General features: G+C 63.0%; 18 protein-coding genes. 13 read left to right on the top strand and 5 right to left on the bottom strand.

Translation table 11 applies throughout. From position 1 onward, the window contains the following. Positions 1 to 9 precede the first annotated feature (9 nt). Entirely contained in the window at positions 10 to 1,560 is a 1,551-nt protein-coding gene (miaB, locus tag NBW56_RS03520) for a tRNA (N6-isopentenyl adenosine(37)-C2)-methylthiotransferase MiaB (protein WP_250257990.1), read from the top strand. A 27-nt stretch (positions 1,561 to 1,587) separates the two neighbouring features. On the opposite strand, the gene NBW56_RS03515 is transcribed toward miaB, so the two are convergent. Then, on the bottom strand, positions 1,588 to 2,058 hold the full coding sequence (locus NBW56_RS03515; protein WP_250257989.1) for a type III secretion system chaperone family protein: 471 nt from the start codon (positions 2,056 to 2,058) through the stop codon (positions 1,588 to 1,590). A 113-nt stretch (positions 2,059 to 2,171) separates the two neighbouring features. On the opposite strand from NBW56_RS03515, the gene miaA reads away from it, so the two are divergent. Together miaA and dapF are read left to right on the top strand one after the other, a co-directional pair. Then, positions 2,172 to 3,158 carry a tRNA (adenosine(37)-N6)-dimethylallyltransferase MiaA gene (gene miaA, locus NBW56_RS03510; RefSeq protein ID WP_065248215.1) on the top strand — a complete coding sequence of 329 codons (987 nt, stop codon included), beginning with the start codon at positions 2,172 to 2,174 and terminating at the stop codon, positions 3,156 to 3,158. A 31-nt stretch (positions 3,159 to 3,189) separates the two neighbouring features. Beyond that, positions 3,190 to 4,074 (top strand): diaminopimelate epimerase, encoded by an 885-nt coding sequence (dapF, locus tag NBW56_RS03505; RefSeq protein ID WP_065248214.1) that lies wholly within the window; start codon positions 3,190 to 3,192, stop codon positions 4,072 to 4,074. A 43-nt stretch (positions 4,075 to 4,117) separates the two neighbouring features. Here dapF and NBW56_RS03500 read toward each other — a convergent pair whose 3' ends face one another. Next, positions 4,118 to 4,747 carry a class I SAM-dependent methyltransferase gene (locus NBW56_RS03500; RefSeq protein ID WP_074298029.1) on the bottom strand — a complete coding sequence of 210 codons (630 nt, stop codon included), beginning with the start codon at positions 4,745 to 4,747 and terminating at the stop codon, positions 4,118 to 4,120. Positions 4,748 to 4,967: 220 nt separating this feature from the next. Between NBW56_RS03500 and hflX the strand changes: the two genes are divergently transcribed. Together hflX and NBW56_RS03490 are read left to right on the top strand one after the other, a co-directional pair. After that, positions 4,968 to 6,392, top strand: a complete 1,425-nt coding sequence (gene hflX, locus NBW56_RS03495; protein WP_074298192.1) for a GTPase HflX — start codon at positions 4,968 to 4,970, stop codon at positions 6,390 to 6,392. Beyond that, positions 6,389 to 8,410, top strand: coding sequence for an ATP-dependent DNA helicase (locus NBW56_RS03490; RefSeq protein WP_250257988.1), 2,022 nt, complete (start codon positions 6,389 to 6,391; stop codon positions 8,408 to 8,410). Before hflX ends, NBW56_RS03490 begins: the two co-directional genes overlap by 4 nt. 19 nt (positions 8,411 to 8,429) lie before the next feature. Here NBW56_RS03490 and lexA read toward each other — a convergent pair whose 3' ends face one another. Then, entirely contained in the window at positions 8,430 to 9,098 is a 669-nt protein-coding gene (gene lexA, locus NBW56_RS03485) for a transcriptional repressor LexA (RefSeq protein WP_126848414.1), read from the bottom strand. Between the two features lie 178 nt (positions 9,099 to 9,276). On the opposite strand from lexA, the gene NBW56_RS03480 reads away from it, so the two are divergent. Together NBW56_RS03480 and nrdR are read left to right on the top strand one after the other, a co-directional pair. Then, positions 9,277 to 9,624, top strand: a complete 348-nt coding sequence (locus tag NBW56_RS03480; RefSeq protein ID WP_250257987.1) for a LysM peptidoglycan-binding domain-containing protein — start codon at positions 9,277 to 9,279, stop codon at positions 9,622 to 9,624. Between the two features lie 49 nt (positions 9,625 to 9,673). Then, positions 9,674 to 10,138, top strand: a complete 465-nt coding sequence (nrdR, locus tag NBW56_RS03475; protein WP_126848410.1) for a transcriptional regulator NrdR — start codon at positions 9,674 to 9,676, stop codon at positions 10,136 to 10,138. A gap of 151 nt (positions 10,139 to 10,289) precedes the next feature. On the opposite strand, the gene NBW56_RS03470 is transcribed toward nrdR, so the two are convergent. Continuing rightward, on the bottom strand, positions 10,290 to 12,533 hold the full coding sequence (locus NBW56_RS03470; protein ID WP_250257986.1) for a HelD family protein: 2,244 nt from the start codon (positions 12,531 to 12,533) through the stop codon (positions 10,290 to 10,292). 237 nt (positions 12,534 to 12,770) lie between these two features. On the opposite strand from NBW56_RS03470, the gene NBW56_RS03465 reads away from it, so the two are divergent. Then, a complete protein-coding gene (locus NBW56_RS03465; protein WP_016663000.1) occupies positions 12,771 to 12,977 on the top strand; it encodes a cold-shock protein in 207 nt (68 codons plus the stop codon). Between the two features lie 51 nt (positions 12,978 to 13,028). Here NBW56_RS03465 and NBW56_RS03460 read toward each other — a convergent pair whose 3' ends face one another. Continuing rightward, the gene (locus NBW56_RS03460) at positions 13,029 to 13,877 is read right to left on the bottom strand and encodes a spermidine synthase (RefSeq protein ID WP_250257985.1); all 849 of its coding nucleotides are present in this window, start codon (positions 13,875 to 13,877) and stop codon (positions 13,029 to 13,031) included. A 63-nt stretch (positions 13,878 to 13,940) separates the two neighbouring features. Here NBW56_RS03460 and NBW56_RS03455 point away from each other — a divergent pair, with 63 nt between their 5' ends. The 5 genes from NBW56_RS03455 to rsmH all read left to right on the top strand — a co-directional run bounded on the left by NBW56_RS03455 (position 13,941) and on the right by rsmH (position 18,346). Next, positions 13,941 to 14,396, top strand: coding sequence for a hypothetical protein (locus tag NBW56_RS03455; protein WP_250257984.1), 456 nt, complete (start codon positions 13,941 to 13,943; stop codon positions 14,394 to 14,396). A gap of 39 nt (positions 14,397 to 14,435) precedes the next feature. Continuing rightward, positions 14,436 to 15,659 (top strand): DNA polymerase IV, encoded by a 1,224-nt coding sequence (gene dinB / locus NBW56_RS03450; protein ID WP_250257983.1) that lies wholly within the window; start codon positions 14,436 to 14,438, stop codon positions 15,657 to 15,659. 140 nt (positions 15,660 to 15,799) lie between these two features. Next, positions 15,800 to 16,213 (top strand): SCO2097 family morphological protein, encoded by a 414-nt coding sequence (locus tag NBW56_RS03445; RefSeq protein ID WP_065248205.1) that lies wholly within the window; start codon positions 15,800 to 15,802, stop codon positions 16,211 to 16,213. 577 nt (positions 16,214 to 16,790) lie between these two features. Then, positions 16,791 to 17,222, top strand: coding sequence for a division/cell wall cluster transcriptional repressor MraZ (gene mraZ, locus NBW56_RS03440; RefSeq protein WP_065248803.1), 432 nt, complete (start codon positions 16,791 to 16,793; stop codon positions 17,220 to 17,222). Between the two features lie 152 nt (positions 17,223 to 17,374). Next, a complete protein-coding gene (gene rsmH / locus NBW56_RS03435) occupies positions 17,375 to 18,346 on the top strand; it encodes a 16S rRNA (cytosine(1402)-N(4))-methyltransferase RsmH (RefSeq protein WP_065248204.1) in 972 nt (323 codons plus the stop codon). The last annotated feature ends 1 nt before the right edge of the window (position 18,347 follow it).

Raw genomic sequence — 18,347 nt, 5'->3', positions numbered from 1 at the left:
TGATTCACGATGAGCGAAACAGCGATCCTGAACGACAATGACGCGCCGGCGCGCGGCACCTACCAGGTGCGCACGTTCGGCTGCCAAATGAACGTCCACGACTCCGAGCGCCTCACGGGCCTCCTTGAGCAAGCGGGTTACACCCCCGCCGCCGAGGGCGCAGATCCGCTGAACGGCGATGTTGACGTCATCGTGTTCAACACGTGTGCCGTGCGCGAAAACGCCGATAACCGCCTCTACGGCAACCTCGGCCAATTGCGCCCCGCGAAGGATGCGAATCCGAATCTTCAGATCGCCGTGGGCGGTTGCCTCGCCCAAAAGGATCGTTCAACGATTACCGACCGCGCCCCATGGGTCGACGTGGTGTTTGGCACCCACAACATCGGTTCGCTTCCCGTGCTTCTCGATCGCGCACGCGTACAGAAAGAAGCGCAAGTTGAGATTCTCGAGTCGCTCGAGGTATTCCCTTCGACACTGCCCACAAAGCGCGAAAGTGCCTATGCGGGATGGGTGTCGATCTCGGTGGGCTGCAACAACACGTGTACGTTCTGCATCGTCCCTTCGCTACGCGGCAAGGAAAAGGATCGCCGCCCCGGCGAGATCCTCGCTGAAGTTCAGGAGCTCGTGAACCAGGGCGCGCTTGAAGTGACGTTGCTTGGGCAAAACGTCAATTCCTACGGTGTTGAATTCGGTGACCGGGGGGCATTCGCGAAACTTCTTCGCGCATGCGGTGAGATCGAAGGGCTCGAGCGCGTGCGTTTCACGTCGCCGCACCCGGCGATGTTCACCGACGATGTGATCGAGGCGATGGCGGAAACTCCGAACGTGATGCCGCAGCTGCACATGCCCCTCCAGTCGGGAAGCGACGCCGTGCTCAAAGCTATGCGCCGCTCGTACCGCTCGAAGAAGTTCCTCGGGATCCTCGAGAAGGTTCGCGAGAAGATCCCACACGCGGCCATCACGACCGACATCATCGTGGGCTTCCCCGGCGAAACCGAGGAGGACTTCCAAAAAACTCTCGACGTGGTGGAGGCATCGCGCTTTTCAAGCGCCTTCATGTTCCAGTATTCGCCGCGCCCCGGAACGCCCGCCGCGGAAATGGAGGAGCAGATCCCGAAGGCGGTTGTGCAGGAGCGGTTCGAACGTCTCGTCGCTCTTCAGGACCGCATTTCCGCTGAAGAGAACGCGAAAAAGGTTGGCGCTGAAGTGAACGTGCTCATCGCCGAAGGCGAGGGAGACCGCGATGCCGAGACCCACCGCATTTCGGGCCGAGCCGAAGACGGTCGTCTCGTGCACGTTGCGCTTCCCGAAGGGTATCCAGAGGCGGAAAGGCCACGTCCCGGCGATGTTGTGCGCGCGCGAGTGACCAAAGCTGCGCCGTTTTACCTCATTGCCGATTCGGGCGCCGAGGGCGGAGAGTTCGAGGTGCGTCGCACGCGTGCTGGCGATGCGTGGGAGCGCCGGGAAACTGGCGAGGACGAGCCCGATGCGTGCGGCACTCCCGGTTCCGGCGGGCCCGTGAGCCTCGGTCTTCCTCGCCTCAGGCGGCCCGGGAGCTAAGGCACGGCGAGTTTCTGAGGGGTCCGCTCAGGCGTCAGCCTCATCTTGGTCGCTCACTTGCGAGGAGAGACGCGAGAAGAACGCGACCGTGGTCGAGAGAGCGCAGGTGATCGCGCGATCGATCGCCTCGTCGCTCACGCCGTAGTAGTAGTCGAAAACCAGCTCACCGTACACCCCGAGCGCAGAATCGTTCTCGCGGCGCACATAGACTTTTGGCCACATCCGCTCCATGTTCCAGTGGTTACAAAGGCGCGTGGCTTCGAGCTTCTGCTGAACAGAGAGAAGCTCATCCCAGCGCCCGCGAACGACGAGAATGTGCGAGTGCTCGCCCGCGACGGCGAACGTGAAAGGATAGTGGTCGAAGCGTGCGCGAAGAACATTGGGCGTGTCATCGTCTTCGACGAAGGCGTAGCCGAGTCGCTCGAGTGATTCCTCGAGACGTTCAATCGTGAGTTTGTTGCCGGCGGGTGCGGCATCATGCGAGTGGCCGTTCGGCATCGGCTGCCTTTCTGTGTGCCCGGCCCGGTGGCCGGGATGCGACGTTTCGCAACCACGCTACCGATTTTCGGCGCACCGCGCGAAACATCTCGGCGAGATCGAAAGGAGACCACGTGTCTCACCCCGCACAGGGTGGCCAAAGCCACGGGGATGCTGCCCGAGAGAGGCCTCCTCTCCTGGTGATCGCAGGGGCAACGGCGACCGGCAAGAGCGCGCTTGCGATTGACGTCGCTGAGCGGCTCGGCGGTGAGGTGATCAATGCCGACGCCCTCCAGTTCTACCGCGGTATGGATGTCGGGACCGCGAAGGTCACCCCGCGTGAGCGCCGAGGGATTCCCCATCACCTTCTCGACATCCTTCACGTCACCGAAGAAGCAAACGTCGCGACTTTTCAACGCGACGCACGCCGCCTCGCGAACGAGATCCGCGAAAGAGGGAAGCTTCCCGTCATCGTTGGTGGCTCGGGCCTCTACGTGCGCGCCTTCACCGACGTGATGGCCTTTCCGCCGTCGGATCCAGCCGTGCGCTCAGAGATGGAAGCCCATGTGCGCGAGATAGGCACGGCGGCTGCCCACGTCGAGCTCGCCGCGGCAGATCCGGATGCGGCCGCGAAGATTGCGCCGCGAGATGAACGGAGGATCGTGCGCGCCCTCGAAGTCCATCGCTTGACCGGAAAGCCGTTCTCGGCGTTCCTGCCCACCTACACGTTCCACGACCCTGCGATTGCGTACGTTGCCGTGCAACTGGACAGGAGCAAACTCCACAAGCGGGTCGAGGAGCGAGTGCACCGGATGGTGGAGAGCGGGTTTCGCGAGGAAGTGGAGGCCCTCCTTGAAGCAGGAATCGAGCAAGGCACAACGGCGCGCCAGGCGATCGGCTATGCCCAAATGATCGCGCACGTGCGTGGCGAGCTGAGCCTTGAGGCGGCGATCGAGTCGACGATCACGAACACGCGTCGCCTCGTGCGGAAGCAAGACACGTGGTTCCGCCGCGATAAGCGCCTCACGTGGGTTCCGGGGGAGGATTCCGAGGTCGCTCTCGCGATGATCAAGCGCGAGATTGCGCACGCCGCCGCGCACCCCTCCACCGCTGAGGCGTGAGGTCCCGCCCGGGCGTGCCTATGATCGGGCCATGGCCACTGCACCTTCACGCCCTGAATCTCGCAAAGCCCTGAGCTACGCGAGTGCCACCAAAAACGATTTCGTGATGATTGACGACCCCGCGGGTCGCGGAGAGCTCAACAGCGCACGCGTATGCGAGCTCGCCGGCCCTGCAGGTACCGACGGTGTGATTCGCGCGATCCGCACGCGCTGCCTCGGGGACCCGTCGAGCGCGGGTCTCGAGAATCCGCCCGAGTGGTTTATGGACTACCGCAACGCGGACGGCACGATCGCGCAGATGTGCGGTAATGGTGTGCGGGCCTACGCGGCCTTCCTCATGGATCGCGGCTACGTGCAGGACAGGGTGTTCGACGTGATGACCCGCGCGGGCGTGCGCACCGTTGAGGTGCTCGAGGATGGCCCAGTGTGGCGAGTACGCGTGGGAATGGGACCCGCCACAGTCGAGGGGACGACGCGAATCGTGCGGGTGAGTGACCGATTCCTTGAGGGGACCGATGTCAACGTTGGCAACCCCCACACGGTCGTCGAATTGCCCGAAAATCTTGAACTCGAGAAACTCGACCTTGCCGAGCGCCCTGATCTTGAGCCCGAGCCCGAAAACGGTACGAATATCGAGTTCGTCGAGACGAAGGGAAAGAGGCACGTCGCCATGCGCGTTTTCGAGAGGGGCGTGGGGGAGACCCTCTCGTGCGGAACGGGCGCGACCGCGGTCGTGGCCGCGCTTGCGGCGGCGCGCGGAGACGAGACGCGCGAGCCGTGGCTCGTGGACGTGCGCGGAGGGCGCCTCGAGATCGGCTGGGATGCTTACGGAAACATGACCCTCACGGGCCCTGCGGAGCTCGGCGATCTCAAGGCCGGCGGTCCCGCCCGAGCGCGCGGGGAACACGAGGGCTAGGCAAGCGTCGGAATTCCGACGCCACCCGTGCCACCGCGCTTGTCTAGCCTTCCGAACGCTCCGGGCCCACCGCGAGCAAGCGAAAGCCCTTCGAGGAGTGGACCTTTTCGACCGGGCGTGCGGGGAACTGCTTTTCCATCCACGTGGCGAGCGAATCGGCACCGAGGTTCTTGCCCACCACCATCGCGGCGCTTCCCGAGCTGTGAAGCTGCCCGATCCACCGCGTGAGAAGGGCGTGGAGTTCGCTCTTGCCGATGCGGATCGGGGGGTTCGACCAGAGCGCATCGAAGCGCGCGCTCGTAGGGATGTCTTCGGGAGCGGCGACCGTGACGTTCGTGAGGCCAAGACGCTTAGCATTCTCGCGAGTGATGGTGCGCGCGTGGGGATTGACGTCGATTGCCGTGACATGGCAGTCAGGCTGGAGCAATGCGAGGCTCAAGGCAATCGGCCCCCAGCCACAGCCGACATCGAGAATCTCGCTGCCCGGCGTGATCGGCGCAAAAAGATCCGTGTGCGCGAGAAGAACCGCCGTGGCCTTATCCAGCCCGTCGAAGCTGAAGAGCCCTTTTGCGCTCACGAGGCTTCGCTCGGCACCTGCGAGGGGCACGCGTAAGGCGCGGTGTTCGAGGTCTTTGCCGGGCGTGGGGGAGAAATAGTGGGCGTGGCTTGTCACAGTGAGGAGTGTAGTGGCGCAGCACGCGAAAAGCTCCCCTTGGCGGGAAGGACGTGACACACTTATACGCATGCCTCATGCGAGGCCCCGCACGAGAGAACCTGGAGTACACGCGCACTTGACCCCCTTCGTCCCCGATCACGAATTCGAGACCCCCAACGCACCGCGCGAGGCAGTGGAGCCTGAAGGTGCGAGCAGTGGAGCGCGTGAAGCTTCGATCATGGAGCGCGTGCTCTCGAGAGGTGACGCGTCGATCTCGGCGACCACGTATGAGAGCGATGCTGATGGCGAACAGCTCGATCTTGCCGAGCGTCACTCGCTTCGTCGCGTCGACCAGCTCCGTACCGATCTCGAGGATGTCACCGAGGTCGAGTACCGCGAGCTTCGACTCGAAAACGTGGTACTCGCGGGCCTTTTCACGACCGGCAACGTTGAAGACGCTGAAAACTCCATGCGTGAACTCGCCGCACTCGCCGAAACTGCCGGTTCGCGTGTGCTCGACGGCGTCATGCAGCGGCGCGCCCACCCCGACCCCGCCACCTTCCTCGGCTCTGGCAAGGCGAAAGAGCTCGCCGAAATCGTCGCTGATCTTCGGGCCGATACGGTGATCTGCGACGGCCAGCTCGCCCCGTCGCAGCGTCGTGCGCTCGAGGACATCATCAAAGTCAAGGTCATCGATCGCACCGCGCTCATCCTCGACATCTTCGCCCAGCATGCGAAGTCCCGCGAAGGTAAAGCCCAGGTGGAGCTCGCGCAGCTCGAATATCTCCTCCCGCGCCTTCGCGGTTGGGGCGAATCAATGTCCCGGCAAGCGGGCGGCCGCGTTGCGGGCGGCGCGGGGATTGGCTCGCGCGGCCCCGGCGAAACGAAAATCGAACTCGATCGCCGGCGCATCCGCACGCGTATGGCGAAACTCAGGCGCGATATCAAGGCGATGGCACCTTCGCGCGAAGCGAAGCGCGCTGACCGCAAGCGCAACAAGGTCCCCTCTGTTGCGATCGCGGGCTACACGAACGCCGGGAAGTCCTCGCTTCTCAACCGGCTCACGGGTGCCGGCGTCCTCGTAGAGAACGCCCTCTTTGCCACACTCGACCCGACAGTGCGGCGATCGGTGACGCCTGACGGCCGTGAATTTACATTCGCGGACACCGTTGGATTCGTGCGCTCGCTGCCCACCGAGCTCGTGGAGGCGTTCCGCTCCACACTCGAAGAAGTCGCCGGGGCGGATCTGCTTTTGCACGTCGTCGATGCCTCCCACCCCGACCCGGAGGGGCAGATTCGCGCGGTCCGTGCCGTGCTCTCCGATATCGACGGCTTTGACGTGCCCGAAATCGTGGCCCTCAACAAAGCCGATCTCGCGAGCCCCGAAACTCTCGCGCGGCTCCGCTCGCAAGTGGAGCATTCGGCAGTCGTCTCGGCACGCACCGGTGAGGGAATTGAAGAGCTACGCGCACTGATCGCCGACATGCTTCCGCGCCCCTCGGTCGAAGTCGATATCGTTGTGCCCTACACCCGAGGTGACCTCGTTTCGCGTGTGCACACCCAGGGCGAACTCGTGAGCGAGGAGTTTCTTCCCGAGGGCACGCGCCTTGTAGCACGGGTCGACGAATCCCTGGCCGCCGATCTCGCTTCCGCGCGCCAGTGAACGATTCGGATCCGAGGCTCGAGAAGCTGCTCTCCGCGGCTGTCGAAGCGGTCGGAGGAGCCGATAGGCCCGGGCAGCGCGCCATGGCTGGCGCGATCGAACGCAGCATCGATCTTCGCAGGCACCTGATCGCTCAGGCAGGAACCGGTACGGGCAAGTCGCTCGCCTACCTCGTCCCCGCACTCAAGCGTGCCGTCGAGCGCGGAACACCCGTCGTCATTACCACCGCGACCCTCGCGCTTCAGAGTCAGATCGTCGCGAAGGACCTCCCGCGCATCGTCGAGGCGCTCGGTACGGAACTCGGCCGCGTGCCGAGTTACAGCCTCCTTAAAGGTCGCGGCAACTACGTGTGCCTTCACAAGCTCGAGGGTGGCTACCCCGACGATCTCGACCCCGGAGCCCTCTTCGCCGAAGCGTCCGTGACGGGCGTGAAGCATGACTCCGAACGCCTCGGTGCGCAGGTGCAGCGCCTTCGCGAGTGGGCGCAGGCAACCGACACCGGTGACCGCGACGAGCTCGACACTCCCGTGTCGGATCGCGCTTGGCGGCAGGTTTCTGTCACCGGTTCGCAATGCATCGGCACGTCGTGCCCGTTTCACGACGAGTGCTTTGCCGAACGCAACAGGGCGCTCGCACGCGAAGCAGATGTCGTGGTGACGAACCACGCCCTCTACGCGATCGATGCTTTTGACGGGCATGGAATCATCCCCGAACACGATGTGGTGATCGTGGATGAGGCTCACGAGTTCGTGGATCGCGTGACGTCCTCAGTGACCGAATCACTTCACCAGGGTGCTATTCGCGGGGCCGTGCGCGAGCTGCGAAGGCTCGGGATTACGGCCATTGAACTCGACGATGCGGGAGTGGCCCTCGAAGAGGCGCTCTCGCCGCTTCCCGATGGACGCGTGCGCGGCGAGCTCGAACCCCGACTTCGCGACACGCTCACGATCATTCGCGCCGAAGCTGAATCTGCGCGCGATGACGTGAAAAATGCCGGCGATGCCGCCGAGATATCAACGGCGGGTGCCCGGGCCTCGGTGCGCGCGAGGCTTGCCGAAATCCTCAACGTGTGCGACCGACTTCTCGACCCGCATGAGGACGACGTCATCTACCTCAACCACAGTGAAGCTCTCGGCCGAACCTTTATCGACGTCGCCCCGCTCAGCGTTGCGGGCCTCGTCAAGCACGGCATCCTCGATGAGCGCACCGCCATTTTCACCTCGGCAACGCTCGCCTTCAACGGGCGGTTCGATAGCGCCGCATACTCGTTCGGGCTTCGCGGTGAGAAACGGGCGGAGCTCGAGAGTGATGTGGGAGCGAGCAGTGGAGAAGGGCCGCGCGAGTGGTGGTCGGCGCTCGACGTTGGTTCGCCATTCGCCTATGCGCGGCAGGGAATTCTGTATGTTGCCTCCCATTTGCCGGCACCGGGTCGCGACGGCACCTCGAGTGAGATGCTCGAGCACATCGTCGAACTCATCGAAGCTTCCGGGGGTGGGGCGCTTGGGCTCTTTTCGTCTCGGCGGGCAGCTGAGGAGGCCGCGGAGTATGTCCGACGGATGACGGGCCGGACAGTGCTGCTTCAGGGGGAAGATTCGAACGCGGCGCTCGCGGCGAGGTTCCGGGAAAGCCGTGACGCGTGTCTTTTTGGAACGCGGACCTTCTGGCAGGGCATCGACGTTGCGGGGCAGGCGTGCCGGCTCGTGATTATTGATCGGATCCCGTTCCCGCGGCCGGATGACCCGCTCGCTTCGGCGCGTCAGGAGCGGCTTGCACGGCTCGGACGCAATGGTTTTTACGAGGTTGCGGTGCGATCCGCGGCGTTGAGCATGGCACAGGGCGCGGGGCGCCTGATCCGCACGGAAACCGATCGCGGGATGGTTGCGGTGCTCGACTCGCGGCTCGCCACGAAGTCCTACGGTTCGGCGATTCGCCAGGCGATCCCGCCGCTGTGGGCCACGCGTGAGCCGGAAGTGGCGATTGCCGCGCTCGAACGATTGCGCTCCGAGCTCTCGGAGTAGCTGCGGATCAGACCGAGGACTAGACCGAGCGGAGAACGGCGACGACCTTGCCGAGGATTTCGGCTTCGTCGCCGAGGATTGGTGTGAAGGCCGGGTTGTGGGGCATGAGCCATACGTGGCCATCGCTGCGGGCGAAGGTTTTCACGGTCGCCTCGCCGTCGATCATGGCCGCGACGATTTCGCCTTTTTCCGCCACTTTCTGCTGGCGCACAACGACCCAGTCGCCGTCGCAAATAGCGGCATCGATCATCGAATCGCCCTGAACCTTGAGAAGGAAGAGCTCCCCATCACCCACGAGCTGCGCGGGTAGGGCGAAGACGTCCTCCACCTGTTCTTCCGCGGTGATAGGGATTCCTGCGGCAATCGTGCCCACGAGCGGGACGTTGACGGCGGGGGAGCCCGGTGCGTCGTACTCGCTCGGGAGTGGGTCACCCTCATCGTCCATATCGACGAGCCAAAGCGTGCGAGGGCGTTTCGGGTCTTTGCGGATATAGCCCTTGCGTTCAAGCTCGGAAAGCTGATGTGAGACCGACGACGGCGACTGAAGGCCGACGGCTTCCCCGATTTCGCGCATCGTGGGTGCGTATCCGTTCGCGCGAATGGACCGCGCGATCGTATCGAGGATGCGCTGCTGGCGCTCGGTGAGAGCCGGGGAGCCGGCTGAGGAGCCGTGTGCAGAGGAGGCCATGCGCCGATCCTTTCGGTAGGGCGAGTTTAAATGTCTCACCCCCGTTGTTGAGTGGAGGCGTACCTCAAAGGTACCGGAACAGAACGCTTGTTCCAAACAGGTGTTCGAAAATGTCTTGACTTTTTCGAACGCTTGATCGTACGCTCGTCATGTCGTCAATCGAACAAGGATTCTAAAAATGAGCACTTCTGTGTATAGCGCCCAGCCGGTTCGAAAGAATGTTCGCCTTCGTCTTACGCGCCGTGGCCGTGTCGCCGTCGTTGCACTGGTCACCTTCGTCCTTGCCGCCGTCATTCTCGTTGCCGGCGCAGTCGCGCTCTCGCCCTCCGCGGCCGCGGGCGACGATGGCGCAATGGCATACACGACCGTCCGAGTTGAGGAGGGGCAGAGCCTCTGGGGTATCGCCTCGAGTAGCGCGCCCTCAGGAACTGATGTGCGTGATTACCTCATGCTGGTCCAGGACATCAACAATCTCGAAGGATCGGTGATCCATCCGGGTCAGGAGCTCGCCCTCCCGAACCTTTAGGCCCCGGTCGCATGGCGCCTGTTGACAGGCACCCTGGTAGAATTGCGGGGTGCATTGCCCTTTTTGTAGGAATGAAGATTCGCGCGTTGTGGACTCGCGAACCGCTGACGACGGCATGACCATCCGCCGCCGTCGGCAGTGCCCTGCATGCAATAAGCGGTTCAGTACAACGGAATCGGCGTCGCTCGCCGTGCACAAGCGCTCCGGAGTGAGCGAACCGTTCTCGCGATCGAAAGTGATTTCGGGGGTACGGAAGGCCTGCCAGGGGAGGCCGGTGACCGACGACCAGCTTGCGGTGTTAGCGCAGCGCGTTGAGGAAGCGATTCGCCTCAAGGGCGTCTCCGAGATCGATGCTCACGACGTGGGCCTCGCGATTCTTCAACCGCTCAAGGAACTTGACCTCGTTGCCTACTTGCGCTTTGCGAGTGTGTATCGCGGATTCGATTGTCTTGAAGACTTCGAGGCGGCCATTGAAGAGCTGCGAGCCGAGAGCGAAGATTCTTCGCCGCGCTAGAAGCGGAGCCGTGAAGCCTGAGATTCCTGTGAAAGTGGTCGGGGGCTCTCCAAAAACCCTGTATGATTTTCTTGGCCGATGGTCGCGGAGGGGAAGCCGCGGCCATCGGTTCTTTTATGCCCGTTTACGCGGGTGTGCGCGAGGCGTGCCGTTACGGCTGGAGACCGGCGGGCAAATCGCCTGCGTAGACCACGCTAAGCGCCTGCGTTGGGCGCGTGAGTGCGACGTAGAGATCATTCGCGCCGCGAGCGTGACTTTCGAGAATCTCACGGGGCTGCACGATCACAACAGCGTCAAATTCGAGGCCCTTGGCATCCGTGGGAGTCATGACCGACACTTTCCGGTCGATACCCACTGATCCGCGCCCCACGGCTGCATCGCCGAAAAGGCTGGAGGCACCCGCGAGCACAGCCTCGAGAAGGTCATCGAGGCAGAGAATCGCGACTCGGCCGCGGGTGAGGTCTACGAGGGTGCGGGCTTCGACGAGGGTCTTTTCTACGAGGCCGGCCTCGGGCGCCTCGATAAATCGCACATCATGCTCACCCTTACGCACGCTCCTTACTTCCGTCACGCTAAGTCCGTGAGCGGCGGCGAGCGACGAAGCTTGGCGCATGATGCGCGAAGGCGTGCGGTAGTTGACCGTAAGTTCCTCGATACACGCGCGATCGTCGATAAACGGCGAAAGCGCCGAGTCCCACGAGTCAGCCCCCGAAATTGAAGAGGTCTGAGCAACATCGCCCACGATCGTGAACGATTTCGTGGGATTTCGGCGCATGAGCGCGCGCCACATCATGGGGGAGAGCTCTTGCGCTTCATCAACGACGATGTGGCCGTACGTCCATGCGCGATCCGCTGCTGCTTTCTCCGCAAGAGAGCGGCCATCGCGCCGGGCGCCCACCTGAGCCGTGAGCTCAGCTGCGCTCACGATGCCTTCGGAGGAGTCGATCATGCTCAAAACTTTCTCGGCGTATTCGAGGTTCGAGCGTTCGGCAGCGCGGGCCTTGTCCTGTTCGCGCTGCGCTGCACTGTCGTCGTCGCCAAGAAGTTCGGCAATCTCGTCGAGCAGAGCGACATCGTCGACCGTCCATTCGGCGTCCTTCGCGCGATGCAGCAGCTTTGCTTCGCGTGCGCTCATGTGTTCGCCGGCGGCGTGTACGAGCCGATCCTTACTCGCGAAGAACGAACGGGCGAAGGACTGCGGGCTGTAGGGCAGCCAGCAGCGGTTGAGCGCGACCTTGACGTCGTGGTTCGTGCGCAGGTCATGGAGGAGGTCCGCGCGATCTTCCTCAGCCCACGGCCGCTCGAGGCGCGTGAGCTCCGCGCAATAGGTTTCCACGAGGCGCTCAAGTGCAGCGCGCACGAAGGTCGTGCGCGCGAGATTGTGCGGTCTGCCGGTGGCACGGGCCTCGGCGCGTGCAGCGCGCACATCCTTCGGCGTAAGAGTGATGTGCACGCCGTCGATGTTGAGATCGATGGGAGCTTTGGGGATTTGCTGGCGGGCCTTAATCGCGCGACGCAGAACTTTCGTCATCGCGAGAGATCCCTTCACACGCGCGACCTCCTCGCGGTCGCGCTTGTCAGCCCGGATGCCCGGAACGAGTTCGCCTGGTGTGAGCGTCACGACGCCTGTCTCGCCGAGACTCGGGAGCACGCGCTCGATGTAACGGAGAAAGCCGCGCGTAGGAGCAACGATGAGTACACCCGAGTGTTCGAGCCTCTTGCGGTGGGTGTAGAGCTGGTAGGCAGCGCGATGGAGAGCAACCGCGGTTTTGCCCGTGCCGGGGCCGCCTTGGACAACAAGTGCGCCGCGGGTTTCGTGGCGGATGATGCGATCCTGTTCGGCCTGAATGGTGGCGACGATGTCGCCCATGCGGCCAGTGCGTTTCGCGGAGACGGCCGCGAGGAGAGCACCCTCGCCCTGGAGGCTCGAATGGTGCTCATCCGAGTCAAGAAGCGAGCCGTCGAGAACGTCGTCCTCAATGTCCACGACGGTGCGCCCTGACGTCACGAGATGGCGGCGAAGCCGCACCCCGCCCGGACACTTGGGCGTTGCCTGATAAAACGCGGCGGCGGCAGGTGCGCGCCAATCAACGAGAAGTTGTGTGCCTTCGGCAGTGAACACCCCGATGCGGCCGATGTAGTGCCGGCTGGCGTCGGACCTATCGAGCCGGCCAAAAATGGCGTTTGACGAAACCGACCTGAGGAGCCCGATGCGGTCCTCGTAGAAGGTGGCGAAGGAATCCCGCTCGCTGCGGTTTTGGTGGGTGCTCGCCGTTTGAGCGCCAATCACGCTTGAATGCTGTGTTTCGAGGCGCGCAATCTGTTCGTCGATGCGTGCATAGACTCGATCGGAGTAGCGCTGTTCGAGGGCGATCTGCTCGTCAGAGGAAGCCACGTGGGGTCCTTCCAGGATGGGACATGATCCACTTGCATGCCCCGTGCGGGGCATAAGCGACATTCCATTATGGTCGCTTTTCATGAGTGTTCCAACCTAAGGTTGCCGCGGCTATCGAAGTGGAGAATGGCGTCGACACGCTGAGTGGAAACTGTGTACGCATGTGCATGGCGTGGAATGATGGTGGCTGCGCGTGTTTATGCGCAATTTGGTACGAGAAGTAAGGGGAGTCCACGCATGGCACAGGGCTCAGTTAAATGGTTCAACGCCGAAAAGGGTTTCGGCTTTATCGAGGTTGATGGCGGCGGCGCCGATGTCTTCGTTCACCACACGAGCATCGACATGGATGGTTTCCGTACGCTCGACGAGGGCCAGCGCGTCGAGTTCGAGGTCGTCGACGGCGACAAGGGACCGCAGGCCGCGCACGTGCGCTCGCTCGCGTAAGCTCGCCTCACTAGGCTTTCGTTCCGCACCCGTTTCGGGTGCGGAACTTTTTTAATGTCCGACGGTTGCCGCTCCCGCATCGTCGCCGAGCTCGACGATGGTTCCCCCGCTCGCGAGCCGATCGACGGTTTTCTGGTCCAGCGTGCGTACGGTGACGGCGTCGGTTCGAATCGCGCGGCGAGCGGCGGCGCTCAGCCCGCCGGGGGTGTAGACCGCAATGCAGTTTGAACGGCGCCTTTTCTTAATAGCGCTCGGCTCAGCAATGAGCTCGATGTCGCCGAAGGCCTCGCGAAGAGTGACGATCTCGTCGGCGAGTTCGCGCTGGTCACGATCCATGGCGATGTTCGCGAGAAACATGCCGTCGTCCTTCAGAATGCGGCGCTGCTCGCGCCCTGCTTCGAGGCTGCGCATGGGAAGCGGCGTGCGGGAATGGGAAAACACGTCGCGGATCACGATGTCGAAGCGCGCCGAGCGCAGCGTGGGGAGAACTGTGAAGGCGTCACCCTCGCGGATGGCGACGCGTGGAGAGGCGGGGAGGTCGACCCATTCCCTCACGAGGCTGATGAGTTTCGCGTCGAGCTCGACCACGGAGTTGCGTGAATGGGGGAAGTGGTGCGCGAGTGCGCGGGGGAGCGAGGCGGCGCCGCCTCCGAGGTGGGCGATGTTGAGCGGGCTTTCGCTCGGGTAGGTTGTCGTGATGATTGAGGCGATCCACCTCATGTACTCGAATACGAGGTTCTCGGGGTCGGGGTGGATGTGGGAGCTCTCCATGCCGTCGATGATCACGGTGTAGGAGCCGTCTGTTTCTGGCTCGAGGCGTACGATCCCGAAAGTCGTGTGGATGTCCTCAAAGAAGGGGAGAGTAAGCGGAAGGCGGTTGGGTCGACGGTTGCGTGCCATGACTCGAGTTTAAATGTCTCACCCCCTTTCTATTGTCGTGAGTGTCGAGAAAGGGGAAGCAGCATGACATCGACACCACAACTCACCTTGACCTCAACGGCTCCTTCGGCGCTCAGGGAAATTCGGCAGCTCAATGCGAGCCTTGATCGGCTCGAAACTCTTGAAACCGACATTCGCGAGAGCAGCGCCGAGGGGGAGATGAACGTGGCGGAGCGCTTCGAGCGCGTCCACCGCGCGGCACTCAAGGTCGCGGGGCTTGCGATTGAGCGCGCAAATGCGCAACGAAAGCGAAAGCTCCCACTCAACGTGTGGCAGGCGCTCGAGCGCATGGGCGGCGTACATCGCGTGCGCGCACGCGAGGCCGCGCGCTTTGTGGAACTTCGCCGCACCGCCGGCGCGTACTGGGAATCAACGGGGGCGATCAGCGAACGGGATGTTCGCCAACACGCCGAGCAAACCCTCGCCTATCTCTACGAGGTCAAGGAGGAACTCCTTGGTCTCGAGGCTCTCGCCGCCTAAACACGTAGGGTTAACCTTCGAGTGTGAGGAGGTGAGAGTGTGCCTATTGAGCCGTGGCCGCGCGCCATTGCCCACGTCGATATGGATGCCTTCTTCGCCTCCGTTGAGGTCCGCGATGATCCGCGCCTTCGAGGCCGTGCCCTTGCGGTAGGAGGGGACGGCCCCCGAGGCGTCGTCGCGACGGCAAGTTACGAAGCTCGCCGGTACGGCGTGCACTCGGCGATGCCTATGAGCCGGGCGCGCACGCTCTGTCCTGACCTCATCGTTGTGCCCGGTCGCCACGCGCATTACCGTGAGGTTTCCGCACAGATCATGGCGGTGCTCGATCGTTTCACGCCGCTTCGAGAGGCGGTGAGCGTTGACGAGGCCTACCTCGATATCTCCGGTGTGCAGCGGCTCCTTGGCGCTCCAGAGGAAATCGCGAGGGCCATCCGCCAGGCCGTGTGGGACGAGGTTCATCTGACCTGCTCCGTCGGTGTGGGAATCTCGAAGTCCGTTGCGAAGATCGCCTCGTCGCGCGCGAAGCCCCACGGGATTGACGTGGTCGAGCCTGAACGCACCGCCGCGTTCCTCGCACCACTGCCGCTTTCGGCCATCGGGGGCGTGGGGCCCGTTGCGCAAAAGAAGTTTACGAACCTGGGCGTGGCAACCGTCGGCGAGCTTGCGGCGCTCCCGCCGAGCGTTGTCCACAGGGCTGTGGGCTCCGGCGCTCCCGCGTTGCTCGCGCTTGCGCGCGGGGAGGATTCGCGGCCCGTGGGGGCGAATGCAAAAGACAAGAGCATTGGCAAGGAGCGCACTTTTTCGACCGATATCGCCGATCCGGTGCGTCTTCGCTCGATCGCGACGAGCATGGCAGATGAAGTGTCTTATCGGCTGCGCACTCGCGGGTTGGCTGCGAAAAGCGTCTCGATCAAGGTTCGCCGGCCCGATTGGTCGACTCTCACGCGCACGGGGAGCTTCCCCGTCCCGGTGTACGAGAGTGAGGAGTTTCGTGAGCGTGCCCTCGTGGTGTGTGAGCGAGCACTCGCGGGCGTAGGTGCCGTGCGTTTGCTCGGGGTTCGAGCGGAGCATCTCGTTTTCGCCTCGAGCGTCCATGCGCAAGGCGATCTCGAAGGGCGATCTGCAACGTGGGGCGAAGTGGATCGGGCCATGGATCGTGCCCGGGAACGCTTTGGGGTGAGCGCACTCGCTCGCGCATCGGGCCTCGAAAAACGCGATCTCGAGGCGAAAGACGGCACTGACTCGGGCAATGGCGATGCCTGAGGTCGTGTGCTCCTAGGTGAACGCGGTTTCGAAAATCTCAGGTTTGCTGCCTACACTGAGACCACGACGATCCGCCGAGCAGCACCCCTCATCCGCGCGCTTTCGTAGGGCCCGCTGTACTTCGGTGTAAGGAGGCACCAATGCCACTCTCCGAAAAGGAGCAGAGGATTCTCGATGAGCTCGAGAAGCAGCTCTCGAGTGATGATCCCACGCTCGCGCACCAGTTCGGTGAGCCCGAAAAATCGTCGTCCTTCAATACCCGCCGCCTTGCCCTCGGCGGTGGCGTTATCGTCGCCGGTCTCGCACTCCTCATTTTCGCGGTGTCACTTCCCGCGGTGTGGCTGGGCGTTCTCGCCTTCGTTGTGATGGTGGTGGGCGCGTTTGTGTGCCTCTCATCGGAATCGCCAAAACAGATCCCCTTGGATGATCCGCGCCGTATGCATCCGTCCTTTACTTCTGGGGCCTCGAAGCGAGGCGCAAAAGGTTCGAAGGCACAGTCGAGCTTCATGAAGAAGCTCGAGCAGCGATGGGACGAACGCGGGCGCGAGCGCTAGCCATAAGCGTGAGACACGAGCGCTAAGCGCGGGTGCTGAATCAGCATCCATCAGCGCTTGCTCTTTTTGAGGGTGTTGAACACTCACCTCGAGGCCGTGATTTCGGGCGTGCCCCTGCAACTTTCTCAACCTCGATGCCCCTCTGCGAGCGATGCCCATCCGCGGCTTCCACTTTCCACCACTGCCTCCATTTCCCTCCACCACCTCCACTTCTCTCCACTGCCTCCACTTTCCTCCACCACCTCACCCCGCCGCGGTTCCTCCAACTGGCGCGCGGGGTCTTATGCAACCCAAAAACTGCGTATTGACCTGCATGTTTAGGAGATAGGTTGAGTCTGCGGGGCGCTCGAGCTCGACGATGCGTTCGACGGGTTTTCCCTGGGAAATCCCTCCAATTGTGGCCCTTGAAGGGGTTGTGCGGCGAATCTCCTCCACTTACCTCCACCTTTCTGGCCTGCGTTTTTATGCTGATTTGGTGACGATGTGGTGAATGGGGTGTTGTTTGTGGTGGGAAGTGGGGTAAAGTGGGGGCGTAAGGAGAGGTCCACCCGGATCGAGACGGGGAATGGAGGTGCCCATGTTTCTTGGCACCTTCACGCCCAAGCTCGACGACAAGGGGCGGCTCATCTTTCCGGCAAAGTTTCGCGATCAGCTCGCGGCGGGGCTCGTGATGACCCGAGGTCAGGAACACTGCGTGACGGTGTACCCGATGCGGGAGTTCGAGAACCTTCACGAGCAGTTGCGCCAGGCGCCGGTCACGAGCAAGGATGCGCGCGATTACCTTCGCGTGCTCCTCTCGGGAGCGGAAGACGTCGTGCCGGATAAGCAGGGCCGCGTGACCATTCCTTCGCACCTTCGCTCATACGCGGGGCTCGATCGCGAATGCACGGTTATTGGTGCCGGCAACCGCATCGAAATCTGGTCGAGCGAAGCGTGGGAGACATATCTGGGAGAGACCGAGGAGGCCTTCGCTCAAACGGCAACCGAGATCGTTCCAGGTTTGTTCTAGACGACGTGCCGCGAGGCATCTCTTCGCTTGCGCCCCGACGCATCTTCCCCGGTGGCGGGACGCAAGCGAGGAGATGTCTGACGGTATGACGTCACCCGCGAAACGATCAGGAAACCGACGCCGAATGGCGATAGCGAGCGAGGGGAGGCACGATGGACGCGTCCCAGCTTCACGCACCCGTGATGCGCGAGGAGTGCCTCGAGCTCCTACGCCCCGCACTCGAGCGCGCGAACTCCACCTACGTGGACTGCACCCTCGGCATGGCGGGACACGCGTGCGCTGTTCTCGAGGCGTTTCCGAACACCCACCTCGTGGGGATCGACCGTGACGCAGCAGCGCTCGGCCTCGCTCGCGAGCGCCTGATCCAGGAAGGCTTCGACGGGCGCTTCACACTCGTGCACACCACTTACGACGGAATCGTGGATGCGCTAGCGGAAGCGGGGCGTGAGAAGGCTGACGGTATCCTCATGGACCTCGGTCTCTCGAGTTTTCAGATTGATACACGCGAGCGCGGTTTCGCCTACAGCGTTGACGCTCCTCTCGATATGCGCATGAATCCCGACGGCGACTCGCTTACCGCCGCGGACATTCTTAATACGTGGAGCGAGCAGGACATCGCGAACATCCTGTACCGCTATGGAGAAGAGAAATTCTCGAGGCGGATCGCGCGCACAATTGTGCAAGAGCGGGCGTCGGAGCTCTTTGAGCGTTCGCCCCAGCTTGTGAGCGCGATCGAGCGGTCCCTGCCCGCGAAGTCCCTCCACTCAGGTGGCCATCCGGCCAAGCGTACGTTTCAAGCGCTGCGGATTGCCGTGAATGAGGAGCTCGATATCCTTCGCGACGCCCTCGACAGTGCCCTCGGGGCACTAGCGCTCGGCGGTCGGCTCGTCATCGAGTCTTACCACTCGCTCGAAGACCGCATGGTCAAGGAAGCGTTCGTGGCGGCGAGCACCTCGAAAACTCCCGCGGGCCTTCCCGTTGACCTCGCAGAGTTTGCCCCGAACTTTTCGCTCGTCAAGCGCGGAGCCATGAAGGCGCCCGCACACGAGCAAGAAACCAACCCGCGTTCGGCGAGCGTGCGCTTGCGCGCCATCGAACGCACGACACCACCGGAGATTTCATAGC

The organism is Dermabacter sp. Marseille-Q3180 (genome assembly GCF_940792985.1).
Taxonomy (GTDB): domain Bacteria; phylum Actinomycetota; class Actinomycetes; order Actinomycetales; family Dermabacteraceae; genus Dermabacter; species Dermabacter vaginalis.
The sequence above is the reverse complement of the archived record's forward strand: the minus strand, read 5'-3'. Positions and strand labels throughout refer to the sequence as shown.

What these genes read in the sequence shown, in the direction of transcription:
- miaB (WP_250257990.1), top strand. Translation starts at nt 10, where the DNA reads ATGAGCGAAACAGCGATCCTGAACGACAATGACGCGCCGGCGCGCGGC.
- NBW56_RS03515 (WP_250257989.1), bottom strand. Translation starts at nt 2,058, where the DNA reads ATGCCGAACGGCCACTCGCATGATGCCGCACCCGCCGGCAACAAACTC.
- dapF (WP_065248214.1), top strand. Translation starts at nt 3,190, where the DNA reads ATGGCCACTGCACCTTCACGCCCTGAATCTCGCAAAGCCCTGAGCTAC.
- hflX (WP_074298192.1), top strand. Translation starts at nt 4,968, where the DNA reads ATGGAGCGCGTGCTCTCGAGAGGTGACGCGTCGATCTCGGCGACCACG.
- lexA (WP_126848414.1), bottom strand. Translation starts at nt 9,098, where the DNA reads ATGGCCTCCTCTGCACACGGCTCCTCAGCCGGCTCCCCGGCTCTCACC.
- NBW56_RS03480 (WP_250257987.1), top strand. Translation starts at nt 9,277, where the DNA reads ATGAGCACTTCTGTGTATAGCGCCCAGCCGGTTCGAAAGAATGTTCGC.
- NBW56_RS03465 (WP_016663000.1), top strand. Translation starts at nt 12,771, where the DNA reads ATGGCACAGGGCTCAGTTAAATGGTTCAACGCCGAAAAGGGTTTCGGC.
- NBW56_RS03460 (WP_250257985.1), bottom strand. Translation starts at nt 13,877, where the DNA reads ATGGCACGCAACCGTCGACCCAACCGCCTTCCGCTTACTCTCCCCTTC.
- NBW56_RS03455 (WP_250257984.1), top strand. Translation starts at nt 13,941, where the DNA reads ATGACATCGACACCACAACTCACCTTGACCTCAACGGCTCCTTCGGCG.
- NBW56_RS03445 (WP_065248205.1), top strand. Translation starts at nt 15,800, where the DNA reads ATGCCACTCTCCGAAAAGGAGCAGAGGATTCTCGATGAGCTCGAGAAG.
- mraZ (WP_065248803.1), top strand. Translation starts at nt 16,791, where the DNA reads ATGTTTCTTGGCACCTTCACGCCCAAGCTCGACGACAAGGGGCGGCTC.
- rsmH (WP_065248204.1), top strand. Translation starts at nt 17,375, where the DNA reads ATGGACGCGTCCCAGCTTCACGCACCCGTGATGCGCGAGGAGTGCCTC.